Consider the following 23,118-nt stretch of genomic DNA (forward strand, 5'->3'; position numbering starts at 1 on the left):
TTAACATCATTTAATTTAACAAAACAAGCAGATAGAATCGAGCAAACTTCGCGGGGAAAGAAAAGTGCTGCACATCGACCGGAAAAAAAGACATGGAAAGTCCATGCAATATAATAACTAAATTAAAAATCAAATCGACATGCCTAGTGAAGACTTATTGAAGGTGGTTTTTTCGCCCGAGGAGGCGGATACTATCAACCAGGGACTGGATGCTATTCTGTCAATCATTAACCCCAAAGCGCCAGTATTGTCTAACGAAGAGCGCCGCAAGTACGGTTCGGTCGCTGAGCACAACAAACTGGTCATAAACAAGGCGAAGTCCTACATGGCGCAATTTCCGCAATTCACACCGATCAAATTAGATGAAACGGAATTTGCCAACGATTATGAAAGCCGAACTTTCAGTGAATCGGTTTTGATGAGTATGGCCGACATCCAGCGGAAGCTAACCGACATCAAGATTCTGCTCGACCACGACAACTACCAGGCAGCCCTGATGTTTTACCGCTCGGTGCGGTATCATGCTCAGGAAAAGGTGGCCAGCGCCATCCCTATCTACGATGACTTGAAGCAATATTTCACGCATTCGAGTCCGGAAGAAAGCGAGGAAGAAGCTGAATAAAAGCTGATCATTTTAACCTGTCAGGGTTTCAAATCCTGACAGGTTTTTTGTTGCAACTACAATTCCAAATTTGGAGGGGGTACATTACCCTGTTTACCCCGTTCGGGTACCCCTTCGACGGGGTGGGTAGACTACGACGAAGCGGTTAGTTCAGCCCATGCATGGAGTAATTTACAGCGCTGATGCAGTAATTTAGCCTATGCAACGGGGTAATTTAGATCGGCAAAGGAATAAGTTAGAGCGTGGAAGCGATAAGTTACACCCATACGCGGAGTAATTTACTATGCCAACGCGGTAGTTTTGATGGCCAGCTATGTACCATAGTGGGGCGAAGGAGTAAGATAGAGTGTATAGGGCTGTAAATTACATAGTGGACTATGTAATTTATTATGCTGACGCTGTAATTTTGATACCACAACGATGTATTGTAGAACGGCGTGGATGAAAGTTGGAGCGCCGACGGGGTGAGATGTTTAGAATGATTGGGAAATATTGGCTCGTGAAGCTAATCGCTTGGTTAAATGACCTAATGGATTACGTTAAATAGGGATTGACAAAGTGATGCCCAGTCTGGATATTAGTAATGTAGTAGATGGGTTTTTAGGAAAAGAGGTGTTGGTTGTACTTCAATTCTTAAAAAGTAACATTAATGTTATCGCAATAAAAATTCCTCATTAGCAATTGGATAGGGTGATGATTGCTCGTGTGGGAGAATAATTGTTAAGATCTTTTCGAAAAAAGGGGGTTACCTTTTTGTGAGGAAATGTATTAACACGTGAAGCAAGACGAATATGAGGAGTTCTCCACTCCGGGATTGTTTTAACATAGCAAGTGTATTTTAAGGGAAAGGGAAAAACTTTGGGATTTGAAGCAGACTGACAGCTCAACGCATCGGTTTAGATGTGTGTCAGTCATGATTCTTTTTCCGATAGCAAAATGACGTTTAACCTCAAAATACTGACTTATTATGAACCGGAAATTCAATTACAGTGATTCGTTGATGTTGGTTGCTGTCCTAACCGACCATTTTGATCAGGAAAAGAAACTTCTTTCCGCTCGATTCTTATGATATGGATCCTAATTGTAACAACCTATCAGGACGAGATTAAGCAATTCTAAGATTTACATCCGCTAGTCTTTTTGATTTGTATCCAATTGCTTATACTCTTTTGTTCCATGGGTGATGTTCAAGAAATTAATTGCCTTCACCCAAAATAATTGGTGTAATCATATCTAGCCATTAATCCGGAAGTGATTTCGTATTAGAAAAACTTTGCATGGATGAAAGGGACACAATAGTAACCAAAGACAGAAATGAATTAACCTACTATGAAACAAAATATTTTTCCAAAGGAGATTATCCGATTCTCACTGGAGAACCATTATTTTCGGTTTTCCAGGCACTCAAAAGCAATTTATATTCTACTGGTCGGGATAGTACTGGTCAGTTTAGCTTTGCTTCCTTTTGTTATGGTGGATATAACCGTTCAATCGAGAGGCGTGATTCGTTCGCGCGAGGAAGTTACCACCATACAATCACCCATAACCGGGCAGATCGAGAAGGTATATATTAGAGAGAATATGAAAGTGTCAGTAGGGGACACCATACTCCGGCTGGCGCCTGAAAAAATCTCCGACCAGTTACAGGTGATCGATGACAAGATAAAATTGTATTCCGGTTACATGACAGATATTGAAGGTCTCTTGCATAGCAAAAAGCCACAACTTCAGACGGATCTGATGCGCAGTAGTTACCTGGAATACCGGCAGAAGTTAATGGGATATGAGCTGAGACTGGAAACGACCCGGAAAGATTTTCAGCGGACGCAGTTGCTGTATAAAAAGGAATTGATAGCTGCCGCTGAGTTCGAGAAAAAGGAGCTGGAGTTGAATCAACTCCTGAAAGAACGTGATTTCTATATCAGTCAGAAGAAAGCTGACTGGCAGCAAAAGCTTTTTCAATATAAAATTGAAAGAAAGAATCTCACCAATAATCGCGATCAGCTGGCTTTTGAAAAACGGTTTTATGTGGTTCTTGCCCCGGCAAACGGATATATTTCCAATTTCCAGGGGATTCAGACCGGGAGTTTTATTCTCACCAATCAAACCATTGCCAGTATCACACCAACCGATAGTCTGATTGCGGAATGTTATGTAGGGCCCGAAGATATTGGCTATTTAAATAATGGTATGGTTGCTGCTTTTCAGGTAGATGCATACAACTACAACCAGTGGGGATTGGCTCATGGCCGAATCATCGATATCTCTAACCAACCTTATCAGAAAGACAATGCTGTTTATTTCAAAGTAAGGTGCCTGTTGAATCAGGAATATCTTTCGTTGAAATCCGGCTACCGGGGAGAATTGAAAAATGGCCTGACATTGACCTCCCGTTTTAAAGTAACTCGCCGGAGTTTATACGACATGCTATTTGACAAAGCCGATGACTGGTTGAACCCTAAAATCCTTACTGCTAACAACCAAAACTGAAGAGAGATATGAGTGTGAAGATTAAACAACACGATATTACCGACTGCGGCGCTGCCTGCCTGGCATCCGTTTCGTCTCATTATAAGCTGAAAATACCTATTGCACGAATCCGGCAATGGGCCGGAACCGATAAAAAGGGAACAAATGCCTGGGGGTTAATTAAAGCGGCAGAGAAACTGGGATTTTCGGCCAAGGGGGTGAAAGGTGAAGTCGAAGCATTGAGTGAAGTGCCTTTGCCTGCTATAGCACATGTTATTGTTAAAAAAGTGCTCCAGCATTATGTAGTGATATACAAATTCACAAAGGATTATGTAGAATATATGGATCCGGGAGACGGGCAAATTCATCGTAAATCACATGAGGAATTCCGGGAAATGTGGACCGGTGTACTTATCCTTTTGTCACCCAACCAGGAATTTATGGCCCGGAATGAAAAGGTTCCGGTTTTCACCCGTTTTCGTTTTTTACTCCATCCGCACCGGAAAGTTTTGGTCCAGGCGCTGATCGGAGCCATCGTTTACACGGTTTTAGGATTATCCACATCCATTTACATTCAGAAGATAACCGACTTTGTTCTTCCGGATGGGAATCGAAATTTACTCAACCTGTTGAGTGTGGGAATGGTCATCATTCTACTGTTGCAAATTGTCATCGGTTCCATTCAAACCGTATTTGTACTAAAGACCGGGCAGTTGATCGATGCCCGTTTAATCCTGGGGTATTATAAACACTTGTTAAAGCTTCCGCAACGCTTTTTCGACACCATGCGGACTGGCGAGATCATTTCACGTATCAACGATGCGGTGAAGATTCGGGCATTCATCAACGACAGTATGATTTCCATGTTGGTGAATATCTTCATCATCGTTTTTTCCTTTACCCTGATGTTCATATACAGTATGAAGCTGGCGTTGATTATGGCCATTGTTATTCCGCTTTATGCATTGGTTTACTGGGGTACCAATGTGCTTAACAAAAAGCGGGAGCGGAAAATCATGGAAAACGCCGCGGAACTGGAAACACAACTGGTTGAATCGCTCAATTCCGTTAAGACGATAAAGCAGTTGAACCTGGAAGAGTTTAACAACCTGAAAACGGAAACCCGTTTTATCCGGTTACTCGATAGTACGTACAAATCTGGTTTGAACAGTATATTCACGGGCAATGCGTCACAATTATTGACCCGTACTTTTACCATTGTCCTGTTATGGGCCGGCAGTTACCTGGTAATTGACCATACCATTACGCCGGGGGAACTGATGTCGTTTTATGCTATTATCGGATATTTTACCGGCCCGGTAAGTTCCTTGATTGGGATGAACAAGACAATACAGAATGCCCGGATTGCGGCTGACCGTCTGTTCGAGATTATGGATCTGGAACGGGACGAGGAGATGGAGAATGCCATTGAGCTAACAGAAGAAATGCGTGGCGATATTGTTTTTCAGAATGTCTCATTCAGCTATGGTACCCGTACTGATGTTTTCGAGGAATTTAACTTGAGATTAAGGCAGGGGCAGTTAACTGCCATCATTGGCGAGAGTGGTTCGGGGAAGAGCACGATTGCTTCCTTAATTCAGGGACTGTATCCGTTAAACAGCGGACAGATATTTTTAGGAGATATAAATATTCGTTACGCCAGTTCCGAAAGCCTCCGGAATAGGGTCGGTATCGTTCCGCAAAATCTTCAACTTTTTGCCGGGAATGTGGTCGAGAATATTGCTGTTGGCGAAGTAGCTCCTGATATGGAGAGGCTGGTAAAGGTATGTAAACAATTAGGGATTATCGATTTTATTGAAAAGTTACCTAACGGATTCCAAACCTACCTGGGAGAGAACGGAGCGACCTTGTCAGGCGGACAAAAGCAACGACTGGCGATTGCTCGTGCACTATATCGCCAGCCACATATTCTGATCATGGATGAGGCTACTTCCAACCTCGATTCGGAGTCGGAACAAGTCGTGCAGGAAACAATTCATGAGTTAATAGGCGAAGGCAAGACCGTTATTTTGATTGCACACCGGTTAAGTACGGTGGTGGATGCCGATGAAATTGTTGTATTGAGAGAGGGACAGGTCATCGAAAAAGGAAATCATACGACTCTTTACGAACAGCAGGGGTATTACTATCACATGTGGAAACGGCAAATGCCTCAGGTAGAACAATTGAAAATATAAAACCATATACTATGAAAGCATTTGAACAGATGGAAAGATTGAAGCGAATGAATCAATTGATCAAGCGTGAACGGACAGGGGCACCGGAAGAGTTTGCCCGCTCCTTGCGGATCAGTCGCAGGCAATTGTTCAACTACCTTGATGAAATCAAGTCATTGGGTGTTGAAGTAGGTTATTCAAAAATAAAAAGGAGTTATTATTTCAGCAACGGGCACGAGCTGGAGCTGGATTATTCGGTGAAAGTGTTGTCGAGAGAGGATGTTCGTAAAGTAGAAGGTGGGTTCCGGAAACTAAATTTTTACAGTGCTTTTTTTGTGCACTCTACACGGCTAACTTGCTTCATGAGTTAAGTGCACAAAACTCAGGCGGAATCCGAAAAGCCTGTATAGAGTAGGAATTGTAATTAAACCTTTTATGTTATGAAAGAATTGAAGTCTGAAGAATTGAAAAATATTGATGGGGGAGTAGGATATGGCGAGGAGTGGCAGACTCCAGGTGCAGTACACGGTGGCATTCTGGCTGCTAGTGCTGTGTTTGGATTTTTTGTAGGACTTTTTGATTGATTAATATTTAGAAGAAAGATAACAGATGAAAAATGAAAATCACCAGTCATATCAGTTAAGGGAATTGAATATGGCAGAAGTAAGAGAAGTGAATGGAGGAACAACTGCTCAGGAAGCATATGATGCAGGTCATGCAGCAGGAGATGCTGCTGAAAAAGTAATTGGAAAAGCAGCAATGTGGATCGGAATTATTCTGCTTTTTGTATAAAGAAAAAAGAAAAGCCGTCCTTAAAGACGGCTTTTTTATTGACAATGAATTTTCGTTATGTCATAAATTGATAAAGGGCAAACTAACCAAGACAGCCCTGTTTATTAGTACATTTGTGTTTATTTAGCAACTCTCTCCAACCAACGCAGCATAAGCAGCATTGCCGTCATTGAGATCAAACAGGCAACAACGAACACACTCCAGGTCATCCAAAGCGGAACGCTTTCATATAAAACGGCACCGATGAAAAGTAGTTGATTTCCCAATGCTGTCGCACCGAGCCATCCACCTTGCATTATCCCCTGGTATTTGGGAGGTGATACTTTTGATACAAATGAGATTCCAAGCGGGCTAATAAACAACTCCGCAACTGTTAAAATTAAATATGTGCCAATTAATAACATTGGAGTTACTCGTCGAGCGTCACTTAGGCCGCCCATTTTCTGTACATCACTAAATAATGGCAAGCCTAGTGAGCCTACTGTCATCAGTACATAAGCGAGAGCAGCTACAAGCATTCCAATTGCAATTTTTCTAGGAGTTGAGGGCTCTTTCCCTTTTGCTCGTAACCAACCAAATATGCCCAATATTATTGGCGTTAATAGAATGATGAAAACAGGGTTGAATGATTGGAAGATTTCAGCACCTTCAATCACAGTGAATCCAAGATTGATGGAAAGATTGCTTAGGTTCGTGTAGTCTCTGGCAAAGTAGGTTAGTGTAAGTCCATTTTGATGGAATGAAAACCAAAAGAAAATAACAACTCCAAATACAGCAAAAAGCGCATACATGCGTTGTTTAATTTCTTTCGCACCCATTTGTACCATTTCAGAATTGTTGTTCGATTCTGCAACGTTTAATTCATGTTTCTGTACAGCAGGGAATTTCTTTTTATTTACAACGTAAATGATCAAAGAAATGAGCATGGCAACAATAGCAGATGCGAATGCATAATGGAATCCCCGGTTAAACACGTCCAGGTACTCTTTTGAAAAGGCCGTTAAATCATTGACCTGTCCACCAACTTCGCCAGCCAACATCTGAAACCTCTGCATCGCTTCATTTGTAATCGTTCCATCTAATTGCTGATGACAAAGGGCTGGCAAATCTGCATTATATTTAAAATGATGGAGATTTAACCACCCATTTCTAATCATAATTGCAATTAACGGGGCAAATGCTGCGCCTACATTGATGAACATATAAAACAAAGAGAACCCGGAGTCTCGCATCTCATGATACTTTGGGTTATCATACATCTGGCCAACTAGAGCTTGTAGATTTCCTTTGAATAAGCCATTGCCAAACGCGATAGTAAATAATGCAAGACAAGTCATGATTAGGTAGAACGTTCGGTTTGGAACAGGAGTCGGAGTAGGATAAGCAATCATGGCGTAACCTGCAGCCATAATCACAATACCGGATAGTATGGTTCCTTTGTAATTTCTTATTCTGTCAGCAATGAATCCTCCCAATAGTGAAAGAATATAAATTAGGGCATAAAATACAGAATAGATCAGTCCTGCATCTTTACCATTTAAACCGTATTTTGCTTGTAAAAATAGTACAAGAATAGCCATCATTGTGTAAAAGCCGAAACGCTCTCCCATGTTAGCTAATGAAGCGGCAATAAGTCCTTTCGGATGTCCTTTTAACATAAACGTATGATTTTGATAGATTAGTTCGAAAATTAGCAATCGGACAAATATAATTAACTTTTTCTTCCATAAAGGAGAGCCAGGTCATGTGCGAATATGTTGTATGAAAGAAAAAGAACAGCATCCGGGAGTATGGATGAGGAAAAACGGTCTTGATTTTGTAAATTCGTTCAGCATGCATAGCCTTAAAGAGGCGAACGTGAAATCGACTTCCAAAGCTAAAATCAATTGCTATGAAACTTTTTGCGACCAGCCAGATTGCCGGTATTGATAAATATACCATTGAGCATGAACCCATTTCTGATATCCATTTGATGGAACGGGCAGCATCCACTTTGGTCGACTGGATTCTGCATCACGCCGAACCGGACCAGCATCTGAAATTCTTTGTGGGACCGGGTAACAATGGTGGCGATGCGTTAGCCGCTGCCCGAATGCTGGCATGGGCACTTTCTGGCATCGATGTGTATGTGATGGACTTGGGAAAAGGAATGTCCGAATCGGCCAACACCAACCTGGAGCGTTTGCGGCAGCAGAACCGCACACAAATCGTTTATTTGGATGCAGATGCACCGATGCCGGAAATCAAGCCGACCGACTGGGTAGTTGACGGATTGTTTGGTTCAGGCTTGTCACGTCCGTTGAAAGGTTTGCCGGCGAAAATCGTCAAACACATCAACGACTCCGGTGCACAGGTCGTCGCTATCGATATCCCTTCCGGCCTGATGGGAGAAGATAACCGACAAAACGATCGCGATTCCATTATACGCGCCGATGTGACGCTTACGTTTCAGTTTCCGAAAATCAGTTTTCTCCTGCCGGAAAACGATCCGTTCACCGGCCACTGGATAGTTCTGGATATTGGTTTACACCCGGATGGAATCGAACAAACGGAGACCCCTTTCTTCTATACCGATCACCTGGTGGCAAAAGCCCTTTTGAAAGACCGGAGAACCTTCGCCCACAAGGGAAACTTCGGACATGCGTTGCTGATTGCCGGTAGTTACGGAAAAATGGGAGCAGCTGTTCTTGCATCGCGGGGTTGTCTTCGTTCGGGAGTTGGTCTACTTACGACGCACGTTCCCCGTCTCGGATACAACATCCTGCAAAACAGCATTCCGGAAGCCATGGCCAGCATCGACCAGTCGGATTTGATGTTTACCCAAAATCCGGATTTGACCTCTTTCGATGCGATTGGTATCGGGCCCGGCCTGGACACGAAGTGCAATACAGGGCGCGGTGTTCAGCGAATGCTGGAAGAAGAAATGAAAAAGCCGATGGTTATCGATGCAGATGGATTGAACCTGTTGGCAAAGAATCCGGAGTGGTTGAAGTTGCTTCCCCCTGAAACCATTCTGACACCGCATCCGGGAGAGTTTGCCCGGTTGACGCACCCGGTGGAATGTGGATACGAACGATTGCAACTGGCCAAAGAATATGCGCGGGAAAATGGCGTTGTGCTGGTATTGAAAGGGGCTTACACAGCTATTGCTTGTCCTGACGGAACCTGCTGGTTCAACAGTACCGGCAACCCGGGGATGGCTACGGCCGGAAGCGGTGATGTGCTCACTGGAATTCTGCTTGGCTTGCTGGCACAGGGATATACAGCTAAAGAGGCAGCTATTCTGGGTGTTTTCCTTCATGGGCTGGCTGCTGATTTCGCTGTTGAGGAAGGTTCGCACGAAGCACTGCTGGCAGGCGATATAACTCAGCACCTCGGATTGGCATTTGCCACACTTAAAGATTCTTAAAGATTTTGTGAAAGCAAAAAAAACTATCAAATTTGGGGATATTTGTTTCTGTTAATCTCTCTTTTTCCGTTAGAGAAACTGAGAAAAGAATTTGCTGGTGTATGAGTTAGCAGAAACAAGCAGACTTAAGACAATGAGGCAGAGCGGTATGAAATCTTCCCGATAAGGGTGTTTTACGACTGGCCGTTTTTATGTGGTTGAATGAATAATTAAAGAAAAATGAAAAGTATATATCTTACTTTACTGGGCTTACTGTTTGTTGCCGGACAGGTGATGGCATCGCCCAAAGATGACAAACGCAAAGATGGAGAACAGGTTCCTTTTACAGGAAGCGTTGTTTATTCTTTGCCGGAGACGGGGATTAGGGTAACCGTTGAAGCGGAACAGGTGAAATTTGTTCACGGTCCGTATTACCAATATGCCGAAAAATACCTCGGAATTCCGAATGCCCCTTCCACCGACAGGGAAACCTGGAAAATTACCAATGTGAGTCTGGAGACCTATGGTGAACCCGACCCGAATGAAGTGCATAAAGCGTCTGGTCCTTATGCTTCGGCTTTAAGCCTGACAGCAGACGGCGTACTGATTGGTATTAACAGTGATGTGAAATTGGGCAAAGAAGAGGTTTCCAGTTCGGTTTACACACCAGACGTTGAGGTACCGGATGAACCCTGGCCCGATCGATCGATGCACTCGTTTTTGAATAAGGTGGATTCTGTTTCTCCCGAGATGTACACTACTAAAACATTGCAGCAGAAAGCGCTGGAAACCGCACACGATATTACCAAAATCAGGAAACGGAAATTCAAATCGCTTGTTTTTGGATACGATAAAGCTTTACCCGATGGCGAGGCCTACAATACCATGGTGGCTCAGCTCGATAAGCTCGAAAAGAAGTATGTGGGGCTTTTTATCGGAAAATCATACAAAGCAAAGCATACGTATGTTTTCAATGTGGTTCCCGGAGCAAAAAATGGTAAAAGTCAGATTGTGTTCCGGTTTTCATCTTCCAAAGGCGTTGTTCCGACCACTGACCTTTCCGGGAAACCAGTGATGCTGGAGCTTGACCCGAATACCAGCCTGGAGAAAAGCAATGGCCAGATGGCGGCGGTGCAGCCAGCTACAACAACTGAAACAAGCGACAGTGGTTTGTTTTACCGGATTCCCGGAAATGCGGAAGTGCGTTTGTTGGACGGGACTCATACTTTGCTGGAGTCACACCTGACGCTGGCACAGTTCGGCAAAGTGGCTCCCATTCCCGAAGGCTTGCTCAACGGGAATTATTCCATACGCTTGCATCCGGCTACCGGCGCGATTCAGCGCATTAAGGAAAAAAATAAAGAAGAAATTCAATAGTTAGAGAATGCGGACTACGGTCCGCATTTTTTTATGTTATAACCTGCTTTTCCCGATGTTTCCCAACATCTTTGAAGCAACGCATGGCTCTCCCAAACCTCCGGTTTTAAAGGGTTTTGATTTTTAACATCCTGTTTTTTTTGTCAAAATATGACGTAAATCGCCTTTGTTGAGCAGAATATCTTCCGGTTTTTATTGTATTTTGGGCTGCCAATAGGAAAAAATCATTTGTAAGTAAATAGATAATTATGACTGAAGCAATTCGAAAATCGTTGAGGGAATCACCAAAAGCAAGGTGGACGGCGATGGTTGTCGTATCACTTTCGATGTTTGGTGCATATTACTTTAACTATGCTTTGTCGCCTGTAAAGCCAATTCTTGAAAGTGCTTTGGGGTGGACAAGTTCTGATTTTGGTGTTTACACCTCTGCCTATGCCTGGTTTAACGTCTACTTCCTAATGTTAATTTTCAGCGGTATTATACTTGACCGTCTGGGGATTAAGATTACCGGTTTAGGTGCTACCGTTTTAATGGTAGTGGGTACAGGTGTTAACTACTGGGCCATTACGGCACCTTTCCCCGCCGGCGCTCATGTTACTCTTCCGCTGGTTGGTGATATCAAAACGGAAGTACTTCTTTCATCCATTGGATTTGCCATTTTCGGTGTGGGAAGTGAGGCGACCGGAATTACCGTTTCGAAAGCGATTGTGAAATGGTTCAAAGGTAAAGAGATGGCTTTGGCCATGGGATTGCAGATGTCGATTGCCCGTTTGGGAACTGCTTTAGCGTTGGCTATTTCGCTGCCATTGGCTCTTCATTTTACTTACAGAGCTCCTGTAGCGTTTGCCTTCATCCTGATGTTGTTGGGAGTCATCGCGTTTATCACCTATATCGTACTGGATACCAAACTCGATAAATCGGAAGCACACATCGAAGTTGAAGAAGAGGAGCCGTTCCGTTTGAGGGATATCGTGATGATTATTTCGAACAAAGCGTTTTGGTACATCGCCATCCTTTGTGTTCTCTTCTATGGTGCGGTTTTCCCGTTCTTATTCTACGCAACGGACTTCATTATCAACAAATATCATGTATCACCTTCGCTGGCAGGGTTGATTCCGAGCTTGTTGCCTTTCGGAACCATCTTCCTGACTCCTTTCTTTGGTGGTATTTACGATAAGAAAGGAAAAGGTGCGACCATCATGATCATTGGTGCTGTCATGTTGATTGTGGTGCATGGATTCCTTTCTATTCCGACCCTTGATAACTGGATTTTTGCCGCCGCCATGGTAGTCATTCTTGGTATTGCTTTCTCGCTGGTGCCGTCAGCCATGTGGCCATCTGTACCGAAAATTATTCCTGAGAAGCAATTGGGAACAGCCTATGCAGTGATCTTCTTTATCCAGAACATTGGTCTGATGTTGATTCCGCTTCTTTTAGGTGTTGTCCTGAACTCGACGAACCCGAATGTCGCACCGAATAAGACCATTATCCGGAAAGCGGTTGAGATGAGCTACACCCAGGCCTTGCAGAAGGAGAACATTACGCTGGATGCAAAAGCGCTGAATATCGCGATTGAGAAAACAACCAGTGGCGTTGTCGACTCAATTGTTGAGTCGGCTTCTTATGTGCCTACTCCGCAAAGCCAAATCAATCCGGAAAAAGTTGAAAACACAATTGTTTCCAATAACCTGGACATGTTGGGAAGTCCGGAGATGGGAGTGACCCAGGAAAAAGTGCTGGACAAAATGGGCTCTACTTTCAAGAAAGCTACTTTTGAAGTGGTGACCAAAGAGAAGCTGAACATCCGGTATGATTACCAGTACGACATTCTGATGTTTACATTGCTGGGAATTTTGGCCCTGTTGTTTGCCTTCCTGTTGAAGCGCGAAGATTTCAAGAAAGGATATGGTCTCGAGAAACCAAATATCGAGAGCTAACACCTAAGAATACTGATAAATTCAAAGGGCTGACCGTTTTCCGGTCGGCCCTTTTTGTTATTCCCTCTCGGGGAAATCATGAGTTTTGACAGGGCAAACCTCCTTCTGATTTGTTATTTTTAAGGATTCAAAAGAAAACTACCATTAATCATTCGCTGTTCAGGACATTAGAAAATCTGTTTTAAACATTATTATAATCGAAAATTATGAGTAAAGAGATTACCAATCTGGAGCCCAAAGCACTTTGGGAAAATTTCTATCAGCTGACTCAAATTCCACGTCCATCCAAAAAGGAGGCAAGAATCCAGGAGTTTATCGAGAACTTCGGAAAATCGCTGGGGCTGGAAACCATCAAGGATGAAACCGGTAACATTATCATTCGCAAACCGGCAACCCCGGGAATGGAAAACCGGAAAGGTGTTGTTTTGCAGGGCCACCTCGATATGGTTCCGCAGAAGAATAACGATACAAAGCACGATTTCGAAAATGATCCGATTGATGCATACGTTGATGGCGATTGGGTAACCGCTAAGGGAACGACTCTGGGAGCTGATAACGGTATCGGTGTGGCAGCTGCCATGACCGTGCTGGCTGATAAAAATATGCAGCACGGACCGGTTGAAGCACTGTTTACCTGCGACGAAGAGACGGGTATGACGGGTGCTTTCGGTTTGAAGAACGATGTCCTGAAAGGTGATATTCTTTTGAATATGGATTCGGAAGACGAAGGTGAATTGTATGTTGGTTGCGCCGGTGGTGTTGACGCCAACATCGAGTTCGAATTCGACCAGGTGGTTGTTCCTTCCGGCGTGAAAGCTTTTGATTTGGTTATTTCCGGATTGAAAGGTGGACACTCAGGAATGGACATTATTCTGGGTCTGGGAAATGCCAACAAATTGCTGGTTCGTTTTCTGAAATATGCGGTAACTGAACTGGATGTTCGTCTGGCCGGAATCAACGCTGGTGGGTTGCGTAACGCGATTCCCCGTGAAGGTACAGCCAATATCGTTGTTCCGGAAGAGAATGTTGACGCATTGAAAAAAGCGGTTGCTGAATACGAGGCAGTATACAAAGCTGAGTTGAGCAGTCGCGAACCGAATCTGAGTTTTGTGGCCAAAGAAGCTGATATGCCGAAGTCGTTGATTGATGAGGCTGTTCAGGATGGTTTGATTGATTCGGTGAATGCCTGCCCGAACGGCGTTATCCGCATGAGCGACGATATGCCCGGATTGGTAGAGACTTCAACAAACCTTGCTTCGATTAAATCGGAGAATGGAACTATCGCTATTCAGTGTCTGTTGCGTAGTTCGGTTGATACTGCTAAGGACTATCTGGCTGATCGTATCGACAGTGTATTCTCACTGGCCGGAGCTACCGTTGTATTTACTGGTGGATATCCCGGATGGAAGCCGAACATGGCTTCGCCGATTCTGAAGCAGATGCAGCAGATTTATAATGATAAATTCGGTAAGATACCGGAGATTAAGGCGATTCATGCCGGATTGGAATGTGGTCTGCTGGGAGCGGTTTATCCCAACTGGGATATGATTTCGTTTGGTCCGACCATTCGTTCTCCTCACTCTCCTGATGAGAAAGTACACATTGAATCAGTGAACAAATTCTGGGACTTCCTGGTTGAGACACTGAAAAATGTAGAAGAAAAATAAAGGATTAATTCCTTACAAGCATAAAAAAAAGCTTTCCTCTAACGGGGAAAGCTTTTTTCTTGTTGGTTGTTTTATAATGCGTTATTAGTGTCGGGGCATGGTGTCGATTATCTCGCCTTCATCTGTCAGGTAATAGCCCATCGCGTGCGCTGTCAGACAGGCATGTACCGGAAGAATTTCGACGAGGTCGCCAATTTTGAATTTGTTGAATTCCTGCGGCGAAACCTTCAGGATACCATGTTCCTGAGACAAATCGTGCAGGTAATTCATTTCATTTAAAAGAATGCGTTTGTTGCCATCTCTCCTGACGATGCGTCCGTACAGTTTTTTACCATCAATGTTCATGATGTAATCTTTGGAAAAATGAACGGCTCCCCCGTGAATGACGACTTCATTTCGTGATTGATTTTTGGATACGACAGGGCAAACCATGCGGATAGCGATCTGATCGTACGTGCAAGCGCTAAGTTGCTGTTGCATCAAATCGTAGAAGACAAAATTGCCGGGCCGGATTTCGTCAACACCGCGGAAATCATCGCTGATACTGCATGCAGGAGTATCGCCGATGGAGATCTCCAAATCAGGAAACACCGGAGAAAACTTCTTTTTCAGGCTATTCAGCTTCATCAATGCATCGAAATGAATGTTGTAAATGGTGTGGCGGGCTTTCGTTTTGTAAGTGTGACCTGAATGGGATAGAAATCCTTTGAATTTTATGTTTTCTTTATAAATTAAAGCGTATTCCAGCAGACTTTCAATTTGTCCTTCGCGGTCGGCTTCAATTCCGGTACGACCGTGCCCGGTATCAATTTTCACATAAAAATCAACTGGTGCTGTCAGCTTGTTATTGAGGAATTTCAGAATTTCGTGTGTCTCGACAACAAGATTGAGCTTAATCTTTTGTGCTAATGCATTGATGTTGTCAATTTCCAGAGGATTGACAGGAAAGGCAATGGTGATGTCATCCCAGCCCTGTTCAGCGAAATATTCAGCCATTTGCACAGAGGATACCGTAATGGCGGTGACTCCATATTCCCGAAACCAGGAACCTATTTCTGCAGAAACATGAGTTTTAAAATGTGGCCTGAAGTGGAGTTGATGCTTCTGGGCCTTGTTGGCCATAAATTCCATGTTCGACAGGCATTTCTTTTTGTCCAATACTAAAGTCGGGCGAATGATTTCCATTAATTCGGTTTTATTTCAGTCTGACAGAGTTTGCTATCCACTTTTTTCATTAACTCACATCGTAAATTATACAAGTTTTTTGAAATTCCAACTTTGTAGATGTGTGCTTTGATAAAACGCTTATGTTCTGAAGGTAATAATGCTGCACGAGTCATCAGGTAGTCACGGATTTCCATTAGCGAAGGCAGTTCTTCAGTTGGTTCACCATTTTCGTAAACAACGTGCTGCAGCTTCTCTCTTCTCAGATGTGATACCTGTGTATATTTTTCAGGATGATGCGGATGATAAATGTATTCAGCTTCATTCGGATTTTCATCAGCCAGTAAAATCCCATCGCGGTAGAAAAAGCCTTCCTCATCGTAGTAACGATAGACTTCTTTCTTTCCCGGAAGGGTTACTTTTTCAATGTTTTCCGAAATTTTCATCCGCGGAGTACCGTTGCACTCAGCCAGTTTGTAAACACCATCGAGGGCGGCTTCCGGCTTTCCGGTCACCATTTCTGTTCCGATTCCAAAGGCGTCGATGGGCGCTTCCTGTTCCTCCAGACTTTTGACTACGTGCTCGTTGAGCTGGTTGGAGGCGAATATCTGAAGGTATTCAAGTCCGGCTGCATCCAGCTGTTTTCGGGCCCGTTTGCTCAGGTAAGCAAGGTCGCCACTGTCGAGCCGGATGCCTATCATTTTCTCTCCGCGAGCTTCCATCTCCTTCGCCACTTTGATGGCATTCGGAACACCACTTTTTAGCGTATCGTATGTGTCAACCAGCAGAACGGTATTTTTAGGGTGGATGTCGGCAAATGTTCGGAACGCTTCCAGTTCGTCTTCGAAGCTTTGGATCCAGCTGTGGGCCAATGTTCCGGAAACCGGAATATTAAATGCTTTACCGGCGAATACGTTGGAAGTAGCTGATGCTCCGCCGATGACAGCCGCTCTGGATGCGTGAATCCCGCCCAGTCCATGTGCCCGGCGCAGACCAAAATCGACAAATGTCTTTGCTTTGCTAACGTGTTTGATCCGGAACGCTTTCGTTGCTACCAGCGACTGAAAATTGAGCAGGTTCAGCAGCATCGTCTCGATAAGCTGTGCTTCGATGATATTTCCTTCAACTCGCAGTATCGGTTCGCCCGGAAAGACGATTTCCCCTTCCTTCATGGAGATAATTCTACCATTGAATTGGAAATCTCTTAGGTACTCAACAAAATCGGGATGAAGTCCGGTTTCCTTCAGGTATTCAATATCCGAATCGGAATAATTGAAATGTTTCAGCAATCTTAAAACTTCACCTAAGCCGGCATAAACCAGGTAACCTCCTTCGTAAGGATTGGTCCGGAAGAAATAGTCGAACGTAACTTGTTCGTCCTTTTTCCCGGAAAGGAAATAGCCCTGGGCCATGGTGAGTTCGTAAAAGTCGGTATATAGTCCCAAATGGTCGTTCAATGTCTGCATAATATGTCGTGGAGGATGTTAAACCTTAAATATACTGATAAATTGACTAAAGAAGCTATTTATGTAGATTTTTCCAATAGTAGACGGTAGATGAGGAAGAGTATTGTCTTATAGATTTTTAGTTACCATAATTTTATGGTAATGTAAATGCATTCCAGATTATGAAATGTTGAAAGCTGTATATAAAAAAATCCCGGCCAAATGACCGGGATTTGTGGGTATTTAAAGATATTAAACGATTTCTCGAATGACGGTAGCAGCCCTGTTCGGGCCTACCGATACAATTCGGATGGGAACGCCTACTTGTTCCTCGATGAAGCTGATGTATGATTTCAGCTCATCCGGAAACTGATCTTCCTGGGTGAATTGACTGATTTCAGTATGCCATCCCGGTAATTCGGTGAAAACCGGCTCGACATGTTCATCCAGTTCGTATGGGAATTCATCCGTTTCTTTTCCATTGATGCGGTAGGCTGTACAAACCTTGATGGTTTCAAATTCGTCCAGCACGTCGGCTTTCATCATGATGAGTTCGGTTACGCCGTTAATCATGATGGCATATTTTAATGCTACCAGATCGAGCCATCCGCAGCGACGCGGGCGACCGGTGGTTGAACCGTATTCATTTCCTTTGTCACGAAGCTGCTGGCCTTCGTCATTGAACAATTCCGTCGGGAACGGTCCCATTCCTACGCGGGTGCAATACGCTTTGAAAATACCGAACACATCACCGATTTTGTTGGGAGCAATGCCTAGTCCTGTACACGCTCCGGCGCAAACCGTGTTGGACGACGTTACAAACGGATAGGAGCCAAAGTCGATATCCAGCAACGTTCCCTGCGCTCCTTCAGCAATCACAGTCTTTCCGGTTGCCAACAGATTGTTGACGTAGTTTTCACTGTCAATCAGCTGGAACTGCTTCAGGGTTTCGATGCCTTCGAACCATACTTTTTCGTATTCGGCCAGTTCGGCTTCGTAGTCGTAGTGATAATAGTTGCTCAGTAAGTCCGTGTGCTGTTTGACACGTTCTTTGTATTTTTCTTCAAAATTACTGAGAATGTCACCTACCCGAAGTCCTTCCCGGCCAATCTTATCACGATAGGTCGGTCCGATTCCTTTCAGTGTGGAACCAATTTTTCCTTCACCTTTGGCTGCCTCCGAAGCTGCATCCAACAGCCGGTGTGTCGGCAAAATTAGATGTGCCTTTTTTGAAATGAATAAATTTCCGGTGATATCAAATCCTATTTCCTTCAGGGAATCGATCTCTTTCTTAAAAATACAGGGGTCGATAACTACACCGTTACCAATGATGTTAATCTTGTCGCCACGAAATATTCCGGAAGGAATGGTGTGTAAAACGTGTTTAATGTCATTAAATTCGAGGGTGTGACCTGCGTTGGGACCTCCCTGAAAACGAGTGATTACATCGTAACGGGGGGTGAGTACATCCACAACTTTTCCTTTACCTTCGTCACCCCATTGAAGGCCTAGAAGTACGTCTACTTTCATTTTCAAAAATGTTAAGTATTCAGGCTCTGATTAGCGGAACCGGTTTTGATTTAAGTTTATATGTAATTAACTCAGAACCATTTGCTACGGAAAATGTAGCTGGCCGGTACGGCCTGTCGACGGCTGGAAAATTACGGCTAAAATTACAACTTTTTTCCGAGGGGGCATAAAAAATCCCGCCGAATGGCGGGACCGGGTATTGATAATAAAACTATTTGCGTCAATATATTCAGTCGTTATCGAAGCGCTCCCCGTACAGGTAAAGTGAGTGGTGAGACAACTTGAAATTGTTATTTTTGCAAGCTTCTTCAATTATCTCACGTATTCGCGGATCGTAAAATTCCAAAACTTCGCCTGTTTTCAAATCAATCAAATGGTCATGTTGCGAAGAGGCGAACGTTTTCTCGAATTGCGCAATGTTTTTTCCAAACTGGTGTTTGACGACCAATTTGCAATCGAGAAGCAATTCGATCGTATTGTAGAGCGTTGCACGACTCACCCGGTAGTTCTTATTCTTCATCGAGATGTATAACGACTCGATGTCGAAGTGTCCTTCCCGGGAGTAAATTTCGTCTAAAATTGCGAACCTCTCAGGCGTTTTACGGTGACCCTTTTTCTCAAGGTATTCCGTAAAAATATTTTTCACTGTTTCTTTGGTTTTCTGCGGATTATTCATACTTAAACCAAGTTTAAATAGAGAGGTAAAAATATAAAATTTAATTCAAATAAGTATAAATTTCTGGAGTCATTTTTCAAATCAAAGCTCCTTTCTTTCAACCGAGTCAATTCCCTTTATCTCTTTTAGCTTAGAAAGCAGGTTATCCAAGTCCTCTGTATGATGGACGTAAAGATAAAGGTTCCCTTCAAAAACACCATCATGTGTGTCAAAATTTATGGAGCGCATATTGATTCCATATTCATTGGAAATCACATTGGTAATCTGATTCACCATTCCCTGGCGGTCGAATCCCCTGATGTAAATGTGGGAAAGATAGGACAGAACTTTAAAACGGGTCCATTTAGCCTCAAGGATATTGTCTCCCTGGCTCGACATCAGTTTTATCGCTTCCGGACAGGTTTTTTTATGAATTAAAATATTTCCGCTGTCAGCGATGTAGCCAACGACATCGTCTCCGGGAATTGGATTACAGTCGGTTGCCAGGATGTAATTATTCTGCTCCGGATTTTCTTCCAGAAGGAAGGGCTTCTTTTTATCGATAACCGGACCAGATGATTTTTTCTTTGACGAAAAGGTCAGTTTCCAGAATTTGACAAACTTGTTTTCTGACTTTTTTTGCAGAATTTCTTCCAGCTTTTCGAGCTTTAGAAGCCCCATCCCGATTTCGGCATATAGCTGTTCTTTGGTGTGCAGGCCAAAGTGGTTAATCAGCTTTTTCAAGGTATTGGCCGATGGTAGCACGTTTAATTTTCCCAGCTCCTCGCGCAAAATCTCCTGTCCGTTCTCGATGTGTTTGCGTTGTTCCTGTTTGAAGGAGTCACGGATTTTGGACTTGGCTCGCGCGGTAACGGCAATTTCCAGCCACGATGGTTTTGGGTTTTGCTTGTCGGAAGTAAGGATTTCGACCTGGTCGCCACTACTAAGCACATGACTCATAGGAACCAGCTGATGATTGACTTTCGCGCCAATGCATTTGTTTCCCAGCTCGGTATGGATGTCGTATGCAAAATCGAGAACGGTTGCATCCTTGGGCATCATTTTCATATCGCCTTTCGGCGTGAAGATGATGATTTCCTGTGAATACAAGTTGAGCTTGAACTCATCGAGAAAGTCGAGCGCATCGGATTCCGGGTTCTGAAGCAGCTCCCGGATTTTTTCGAGCCATCGGTCTATCTCGCTTTCCGCGGAATTATCGCCCTTGTATTTGTAGTGGGCTGCAAAACCACGTTCCGCAATTTCATCCATTCGCTCGGTCCTGATTTGTACCTCTACCCATTGACCTTCCGGCCCCATCACGGTAACGTGAAGCGCCTCGTAACCGTTTGCTTTGGGAATGGTAATCCAGTCGCGAATACGGTCGGGTTTGGGCTTGTAAATGTCGGTGATGAGGGAGAGGATATCGAAACATTGTCGTTTTTCTGACAGGCCGGGTTTGGGTTTGAAGACGATGCGGATAGCGAGGAGGTCGTAGATTTCGGAAAAGGAGACTTTCTTGTTTTGCATCTTATTCCAAATGGAATAGATGGATTTCGGTCGCCCACTGATGGTGAAATCGAAATGTTCCTCGTATAATTTCTTTTGAATGGGTTTGGCAAACACATGCACCAGGTAATTAATGCGTTCTTCCTGGTTGTGCAGCTGCAAATCGATTTGCTGGTAAGCTTCCGGATGTTTGTATCGGAGACTCAGATCTTCCAGCTCTGTTTTGATGGAGTAAAGTCCCAAACGATGAGCGAGCGGAGCAAATACGTACAAGGTTTCACCGGCAATTTTCAGCTGCTTGTTTCGGGGCATCGAATCGAGTGTGCGCATATTGTGTAACCGGTCGGCCAGTTTAATCAAAATCACGCGCACATCGTTCGAAAGGGTGAGTAGCATCTTCCGGAAGTTGACAGCCTGCTTGGAATCGAAGGTTCCTGAGAGCTTGGTCAATCCGTCGACGAGGTTAGCCACTTTCTCACCAAACATATTTTCAATATCCTGAAGCGAATAGTCGGTGTCTTCCACTACGTCGTGGAGAATAGCAGCTGTAGCTGATTTGGCGCCGAGGCCGATTTCACTGGTAACAATTTTCGCTACCGCGATGGGATGAACAATATAGGGTTCACCGGACTTTCTGCGTACACCCAAATGAGCCTTATTGGCGAAGTTGAAGGCTTTTACAATAAGCGCCTTCGCTTCGTCGGTCAGCGGACGGTTGAACGATTTCAGCAAATCGTCGAAGAGGTCCTGGATGTATCGTTTTTCGGCTTCGGTCTGTAAACCCATTCAATTGCTGTTTAAAATGTTTTGTAATCAGCTATTTCGAATTGGTAAAAATAATTTTTTACCGGTTAAATATTTCATCCCTGTGAAATATAATTCAATCTTCTTTCGCCTATTGCGAAAGGTTGAATCAGGAATGCTACAATTGCTTTGCCAAAATGTCAAATCCGGGTGGTTGCCGAACGGTTGTTTTGGTTGAAACGTTGCGAAAGTTCGTTTTGTTTCTGACTTTGGGTTGTGGAATTGTGAATTTTGGCTTATTCGCCACTTTCCAGCCGGCGGAAATCATTCTGCGCCTGTTCGTATGTTTCCGGTATCCCGATATCGAGAAAATATCCGTTAGCCGGGAAAGCTCCGCAGGAAATCTGCCCAATTTGCTTTTCGAGGAAATCTTTTTCAAATGAAAATTTGGCCGGATAACTTCCCTTTAGCAGGATATCTTTTTCCATCAGGTAAACACCGCCGTTGATAAAACCCTGTGCTACTTTTTCCTTTTCGTGAAACGCCTGAATCTTACCCTCTGTAATTTCGACACGACCATAACGATCGAAGTCGGTCAATTCTTTCACGGCCAGGGTTAAATCGAAATTCTTCTTCATGTGGAAGTTTTCCATTTCAGCCAGAGGTACTTTGAACAACGTATCTCCATTGAAAAGGAATACTCGCTCTCCGCTTACCTGTTCCATGGCCAGCTTGATGCCTCCTCCGGTTCCCAGCGGCTCCGGTTCGATGGCATAGACTAACTCCATCCCAGCGTGTCGATGACCGAAATAGGCTTCAATCATTTTGTATTTGTACCCTACCGATAAAATAACCCGCTCGATACCTTGCAGCGAAAGTTCATTTAAAAGATAGGAAAGGAAAGGTTTGCCGTTTATGGCGGCCATGGGTTTGGGCATGTCATAAACAACATCCTGAAGACGGGTACCCAGTCCGCCGGCTAATATAATGGCTTCAACGGTTTTCATTTCTTAGTTTGGTGTAACGGTTATACATTATTTTAACGCATAACACATGGCTTAATTGTCTGGTTGACCAAACAGGTTACTTTCTACAATTTCGCAGAAAATGTGTCCCATCAGGATGTGAGCTTCCTGGATGCGGGGCGTATCGGTTGATGGAACATTGAGCAGTATATCGGCCAGCGTTTTCAGTTTTCCACCTGTTTCACCGGTCATGGCAACGGTATGCATCCCTTTGTTTCGGGCAGTTTCCATCGCTTTCACAATGTTGCCTGAGTTTCCGCTCGTTGAAATACCAACCAGCACGTCTCCTTTTCTTCCGGTTGCTTTGATATAACGGGCATAGCCTGTTTCAAAATCATAATCGTTGGCAACTGCTGTAAGAAACGATGTGTTGACGTGACAGGCTTCGGCATCGAGAGGGTCTCTGTCGAGGTAGAAACGACCGGAAAGTTCGGCAGCCAGATGTTGCGCATCGGCAGCACTTCCACCGTTTCCGCAGAAAAGAACTTTTCCTCCTTCCCGGTAGGTGCGTGTAATCAGTGCAGCAACGAGCTCAATCTTCGCAATCAAATCGTCGTTTTCCAGAATGCGACGTTTTACGTCCAGCGCTTCGGTTATGCGTTCTCTTATCATGGTTTTAT

18 protein-coding genes are annotated in these 23,118 nt (G+C 43.9%); 10 read left to right on the top strand and 8 right to left on the bottom strand.

Annotated elements, in window-relative coordinates; translation table 11 throughout:
* Nucleotides 1-139: 139 nt before the first annotated feature.
* The 6 genes from GJU87_RS21010 (at nt 140) to GJU87_RS21035 (ending at nt 6,060) form a co-directional block, all read left to right on the top strand.
* On the top strand, nt 140-622 hold the full coding sequence (locus GJU87_RS21010) for a hypothetical protein (protein WP_153641256.1): 483 nt from the start codon (nt 140-142) through the stop codon (nt 620-622).
* Nucleotides 623-1,951: 1,329 nt separating this feature from the next.
* Nucleotides 1,952-3,112, top strand: a complete 1,161-nt coding sequence (locus GJU87_RS21015) for an HlyD family secretion protein (protein ID WP_153641257.1) — start codon at nt 1,952-1,954, stop codon at nt 3,110-3,112.
* Nucleotides 3,113-3,120: 8 nt separating this feature from the next.
* A complete protein-coding gene (locus GJU87_RS21020) occupies nt 3,121-5,289 on the top strand; it encodes a peptidase domain-containing ABC transporter (protein WP_153641258.1) in 2,169 nt (722 codons plus the stop codon).
* An 11-nt stretch (nt 5,290-5,300) separates the two neighbouring features.
* Nucleotides 5,301-5,639, top strand: coding sequence for a hypothetical protein (locus GJU87_RS21025; protein ID WP_153641259.1), 339 nt, complete (start codon nt 5,301-5,303; stop codon nt 5,637-5,639).
* 69 nt (nt 5,640-5,708) lie between these two features.
* The gene (locus GJU87_RS21030; RefSeq protein WP_153641260.1) at nt 5,709-5,852 is read left to right on the top strand and encodes a hypothetical protein; all 144 of its coding nucleotides are present in this window, start codon (nt 5,709-5,711) and stop codon (nt 5,850-5,852) included.
* A gap of 25 nt (nt 5,853-5,877) precedes the next feature.
* Nucleotides 5,878-6,060 carry a hypothetical protein gene (locus GJU87_RS21035; RefSeq protein WP_153641261.1) on the top strand — a complete coding sequence of 61 codons (183 nt, stop codon included), beginning with the start codon at nt 5,878-5,880 and terminating at the stop codon, nt 6,058-6,060.
* 119 nt (nt 6,061-6,179) lie between these two features.
* Here the strand turns inward: GJU87_RS21035 and GJU87_RS21040 are convergent, their stop codons facing one another.
* Nucleotides 6,180-7,718, bottom strand: a complete 1,539-nt coding sequence (locus tag GJU87_RS21040) for a peptide MFS transporter (RefSeq protein WP_153641262.1) — start codon at nt 7,716-7,718, stop codon at nt 6,180-6,182.
* Between the two features lie 233 nt (nt 7,719-7,951).
* Here GJU87_RS21040 and GJU87_RS21045 point away from each other — a divergent pair, with 233 nt between their 5' ends.
* From GJU87_RS21045 to GJU87_RS21060, 4 genes are all read left to right on the top strand, one after another.
* On the top strand, nt 7,952-9,469 hold the full coding sequence (locus tag GJU87_RS21045) for an NAD(P)H-hydrate dehydratase (RefSeq protein WP_153641263.1): 1,518 nt from the start codon (nt 7,952-7,954) through the stop codon (nt 9,467-9,469).
* Nucleotides 9,470-9,688: 219 nt separating this feature from the next.
* Nucleotides 9,689-10,825 (top strand): DUF4831 family protein, encoded by a 1,137-nt coding sequence (locus tag GJU87_RS21050; RefSeq protein WP_153641264.1) that lies wholly within the window; start codon nt 9,689-9,691, stop codon nt 10,823-10,825.
* A gap of 248 nt (nt 10,826-11,073) precedes the next feature.
* Nucleotides 11,074-12,762, top strand: a complete 1,689-nt coding sequence (locus tag GJU87_RS21055; RefSeq protein ID WP_153641265.1) for an MFS transporter — start codon at nt 11,074-11,076, stop codon at nt 12,760-12,762.
* A gap of 206 nt (nt 12,763-12,968) precedes the next feature.
* Nucleotides 12,969-14,429: an aminoacyl-histidine dipeptidase gene (locus GJU87_RS21060; protein ID WP_153641266.1), complete on the top strand. Its 1,461-nt coding sequence runs from the start codon at nt 12,969-12,971 to the stop codon at nt 14,427-14,429.
* Nucleotides 14,430-14,513: 84 nt separating this feature from the next.
* Here GJU87_RS21060 and GJU87_RS21065 read toward each other — a convergent pair whose 3' ends face one another.
* The 7 genes from GJU87_RS21065 to GJU87_RS21095 all read right to left on the bottom strand — a co-directional run bounded on the left by GJU87_RS21065 (nt 14,514) and on the right by GJU87_RS21095 (nt 23,110).
* On the bottom strand, nt 14,514-15,614 hold the full coding sequence (locus GJU87_RS21065; protein WP_153641267.1) for an alanine racemase: 1,101 nt from the start codon (nt 15,612-15,614) through the stop codon (nt 14,514-14,516).
* The gene (locus tag GJU87_RS21070; RefSeq protein ID WP_153641268.1) at nt 15,614-17,059 is read right to left on the bottom strand and encodes a nicotinate phosphoribosyltransferase; all 1,446 of its coding nucleotides are present in this window, start codon (nt 17,057-17,059) and stop codon (nt 15,614-15,616) included. Before GJU87_RS21070 ends, GJU87_RS21065 begins: the two co-directional genes overlap by 1 nt.
* A 231-nt stretch (nt 17,060-17,290) precedes the next feature.
* Entirely contained in the window at nt 17,291-18,568 is a 1,278-nt protein-coding gene (locus GJU87_RS21075; RefSeq protein WP_153641269.1) for an adenylosuccinate synthase, read from the bottom strand.
* A gap of 229 nt (nt 18,569-18,797) precedes the next feature.
* Nucleotides 18,798-19,244, bottom strand: a complete 447-nt coding sequence (locus GJU87_RS21080) for a Fur family transcriptional regulator (protein ID WP_153641270.1) — start codon at nt 19,242-19,244, stop codon at nt 18,798-18,800.
* A gap of 81 nt (nt 19,245-19,325) precedes the next feature.
* Nucleotides 19,326-21,515: a bifunctional (p)ppGpp synthetase/guanosine-3',5'-bis(diphosphate) 3'-pyrophosphohydrolase gene (locus GJU87_RS21085; protein WP_153641271.1), complete on the bottom strand. Its 2,190-nt coding sequence runs from the start codon at nt 21,513-21,515 to the stop codon at nt 19,326-19,328.
* A gap of 254 nt (nt 21,516-21,769) precedes the next feature.
* Nucleotides 21,770-22,480 carry a nucleotidyltransferase family protein gene (locus GJU87_RS21090; protein ID WP_153641272.1) on the bottom strand — a complete coding sequence of 237 codons (711 nt, stop codon included), beginning with the start codon at nt 22,478-22,480 and terminating at the stop codon, nt 21,770-21,772.
* Between the two features lie 51 nt (nt 22,481-22,531).
* On the bottom strand, nt 22,532-23,110 hold the full coding sequence (locus GJU87_RS21095; RefSeq protein ID WP_106543105.1) for an SIS domain-containing protein: 579 nt from the start codon (nt 23,108-23,110) through the stop codon (nt 22,532-22,534).
* Between the last annotated feature and the right edge of the window lie 8 nt (nt 23,111-23,118).

The sequence above is a fragment of the Prolixibacter sp. NT017 genome (genome assembly GCF_009617875.1).
In the GTDB taxonomy this organism is placed as follows: domain Bacteria; phylum Bacteroidota; class Bacteroidia; order Bacteroidales; family Prolixibacteraceae; genus Prolixibacter.

Bases quoted from the DNA above. Each gene is read 5' to 3' on its own strand.
- GJU87_RS21010 (WP_153641256.1), top strand. From the start codon at position 140: ATGCCTAGTGAAGACTTATTGAAGGTGGTTTTTTCGCCCGAGGAGGCG.
- GJU87_RS21015 (WP_153641257.1), top strand. From the start codon at position 1,952: ATGAAACAAAATATTTTTCCAAAGGAGATTATCCGATTCTCACTGGAG.
- GJU87_RS21020 (WP_153641258.1), top strand. From the start codon at position 3,121: ATGAGTGTGAAGATTAAACAACACGATATTACCGACTGCGGCGCTGCC.
- GJU87_RS21025 (WP_153641259.1), top strand. From the start codon at position 5,301: ATGAAAGCATTTGAACAGATGGAAAGATTGAAGCGAATGAATCAATTG.
- GJU87_RS21030 (WP_153641260.1), top strand. From the start codon at position 5,709: ATGAAAGAATTGAAGTCTGAAGAATTGAAAAATATTGATGGGGGAGTA.
- GJU87_RS21035 (WP_153641261.1), top strand. From the start codon at position 5,878: ATGAAAAATGAAAATCACCAGTCATATCAGTTAAGGGAATTGAATATG.
- GJU87_RS21040 (WP_153641262.1), bottom strand. From the start codon at position 7,718: ATGTTAAAAGGACATCCGAAAGGACTTATTGCCGCTTCATTAGCTAAC.
- GJU87_RS21045 (WP_153641263.1), top strand. From the start codon at position 7,952: ATGAAACTTTTTGCGACCAGCCAGATTGCCGGTATTGATAAATATACC.
- GJU87_RS21050 (WP_153641264.1), top strand. From the start codon at position 9,689: ATGAAAAGTATATATCTTACTTTACTGGGCTTACTGTTTGTTGCCGGA.
- GJU87_RS21055 (WP_153641265.1), top strand. From the start codon at position 11,074: ATGACTGAAGCAATTCGAAAATCGTTGAGGGAATCACCAAAAGCAAGG.
- GJU87_RS21060 (WP_153641266.1), top strand. From the start codon at position 12,969: ATGAGTAAAGAGATTACCAATCTGGAGCCCAAAGCACTTTGGGAAAAT.
- GJU87_RS21065 (WP_153641267.1), bottom strand. From the start codon at position 15,614: ATGGAAATCATTCGCCCGACTTTAGTATTGGACAAAAAGAAATGCCTG.
- GJU87_RS21070 (WP_153641268.1), bottom strand. From the start codon at position 17,059: ATGCAGACATTGAACGACCATTTGGGACTATATACCGACTTTTACGAA.
- GJU87_RS21075 (WP_153641269.1), bottom strand. From the start codon at position 18,568: ATGAAAGTAGACGTACTTCTAGGCCTTCAATGGGGTGACGAAGGTAAA.
- GJU87_RS21080 (WP_153641270.1), bottom strand. From the start codon at position 19,244: ATGAATAATCCGCAGAAAACCAAAGAAACAGTGAAAAATATTTTTACG.
- GJU87_RS21085 (WP_153641271.1), bottom strand. From the start codon at position 21,515: ATGGGTTTACAGACCGAAGCCGAAAAACGATACATCCAGGACCTCTTC.
- GJU87_RS21090 (WP_153641272.1), bottom strand. From the start codon at position 22,480: ATGAAAACCGTTGAAGCCATTATATTAGCCGGCGGACTGGGTACCCGT.
- GJU87_RS21095 (WP_106543105.1), bottom strand. From the start codon at position 23,110: ATGATAAGAGAACGCATAACCGAAGCGCTGGACGTAAAACGTCGCATT.